This window comes from Micromonospora sp. NPDC049799, assembly GCF_040656655.1.
Taxonomy (GTDB): Bacteria; Actinomycetota; Actinomycetes; order Mycobacteriales; family Micromonosporaceae; genus Micromonospora.
The window spans coordinates 1-2,206 of record NZ_JBFAMU010000681.1 but is presented as its reverse complement, the minus strand read 5'-3'; the positions used below and the strand labels follow the sequence as shown (position 1 = coordinate 2,206).

Below are 2,206 nucleotides of genomic sequence, written 5' to 3'. Positions count from 1 at the left end.
CCGCCGGGCGGCGGTGACGAGGATGGCGGCCAGCACGGCCAGCAGCAGGACGGCCGTCGCGGCGGCGCCCACCGCCAGCCAGCGCTCCCGGTCCAGGTCGTCGAGGCGGTCGGCGAGCAGCGCGTCGAGTTCACCGAGGATGACCGGCTGGAGCTGCCGACTGGCGGCCTGGACGGCGGTCCGGGCGCCGACGAGCCGACCCGCGTCCACCTCGCCGCTCGGCGTGGTGGGGGTCGAGTACGCGGCCAGCGCCTCCACCGCCCGCTGGTAGGTGTCCAGCGGGGTGAGGACGGTGGGGCCGAGGTTGGTGCTCTCCGAGCTGTCCACCGCCGCCCGCAGGTCGGTCACCATGTCGGCGGACGGCGCGAGGGCGGCGACGCGGACGCCGGCGAGTTCGGCGACGGTCCTGGCCCGCTGGGCGGCCGGCCGCTGCGCGGCCAGGATGGTCAGGTCGGCGAGCCGGCCGGCGGCGACCATCGCCTGGGGCAGGTCCTTGCCGATGCCGTCCTGCAGGAAGAAGGAGTCGGACTCAGGGTCGCGGACCAGTCCGGAGGTCTCCCGTACCTTCCGGTGCAGGTCCAGCAGCAGCTCGGTGGTCTCGCCGTAGGCGGCGTAGGCGGTCTCCGGGTCCGTGGGGCTCCGGTCCGACAGCGCCTCCAGTTTGGCCCGCAGTCCGGCCCAGCGTTCCTGGGCGCGCAGGTCGTCGCCGATGCGGGCGTCGACCGAGGCGGCCGCCTCCACCGCCCGGGTCAGCTCGTCGCCGGACACCGTCCTACCGGCCACGGCGGCGGACTGGGCCTCCACCAGCGCGTCGGTCACCGGAGCCAGGGCCCGGAGGTACTCGACGCCGAGACGTTCGGACACGACCAGGTCGCGGTCGTCGTCGGTGAGCCGCCAGGTCTGGACGAAGAGGAGAGCCAGCGGCGCGAGGAGGGCCACCACCAGCAGTAGTGGCAGAGCACGGCCGACGGCGGAGGGTCGCCGGCGGACCCGCGGCGCGGGGACGGTCATGGTCAGTCTCCTCCGGCGGGGGCGGGGAACCGGTCGCGGTGTGGTGCTCGCCGATCGAGTCCCATGCACCGGACCGGAAACTAACCGAAGCCAGTAGGGGGCTTAGCGCCGTCGGGCAGTCAGTTTTGCGTCAGTTCGCGCGAAGTCACCTGTCGTTGATCAGATGGACACCGTCCGTGCCATTCCCGCACCGACATGGATGGATCGGAGCCGATTTCCGCCGAAGATCGGAATTCACGTGATCCGAATTCATCCCGCTGGGACGGGTCTGGACCTTCCGCGCTCGCACCGATCCGCCCGACGATCGGAGCAACCGGACGGACGTACGGAGGATCTCAGCCAACGCTCAGGATCCGGCCCGTAGCGTGTGCCGCATGAGATCGCCGTCGCCGGCCGCGTGGATCCGGCGTGCCCTGCCCACCCGCCGCCGTGCCGTCGTCGCCACGGTGGTCGCCGTGCTGCTCGTCGGGGCGGTGGTCTGGGCGGTACGACCGCAGGGGCCGGACGTCCGCACCGAGTCCGCCGTCCTGACCGTCCGTTCCGGCCCGGCCGGCGACGAGCCGGTCGACCTGGACACCACGCTCTACCTGCCCGAGGAGGCGTCCGCCGGCGACAAGGTCCCGGCGGTGCTGCTCGCACACGGCTTCGGCGGCACCAAGGAGTCGGTGCGCTCGGACGCGGAGGAGTTCGCCGGTCGCGGGTACGCCGTCCTGACGTGGACGGCCCGCGGCTTCGGCCGCAGCGGCGGGCAGATCCACCTGGACAACCCCGACTACGAGGTACGCGACGCCGAGCGGCTGCTGGACTGGCTCGCCGCCCGGCCCGAGATCCGTACCGACGCCGCAGGTGACCCGAGCGTGGGCGTCGTCGGCGGTTCGTACGGCGGCGGGCTCGCCCTGCTGCTCGCGGCGCAGGACAAACGTGTGGACGCGATCGTCCCGATGATCACCTGGAACGACCTGTCCCGGGCGTTCCTGCCGGAGAGCAGCGGCCGGGACACCACCGAGGGCGTGTTCAAGTCCGGCTGGGCCGGGCTGTTCTTCGGTGGCGGCGGCAACGTCGGCACCGGACCGGCCGGGATCTCCGGTGCGACCGGGGCCCGGTCGGAGGGTGCGCCCGCGTCGGCCTCGCGCTACCAGCACTTCCGCACGTACCGGGCAGCCCATCTCAGGCTGAGGTACACCGCTCACGCAGG

2 protein-coding genes are annotated in these 2,206 nt (G+C 73.1%); one reads left to right on the top strand and one right to left on the bottom strand.

Annotated features, from left to right (window positions below; genetic code table 11):
- Nucleotides 1-1,011 (bottom strand): hypothetical protein (locus AB0I76_RS28205; RefSeq protein ID WP_357041660.1); only part of this gene is annotated, 1,011 nt, incomplete at its 3' end.
- A 374-nt stretch (nucleotides 1,012-1,385) separates the two neighbouring features.
- On the opposite strand from AB0I76_RS28205, the gene AB0I76_RS28200 reads away from it, so the two are divergent.
- Nucleotides 1,386-2,206: alpha/beta fold hydrolase (locus AB0I76_RS28200; RefSeq protein WP_357041657.1), on the top strand; the 821-nt coding region annotated here is incomplete at its 3' end.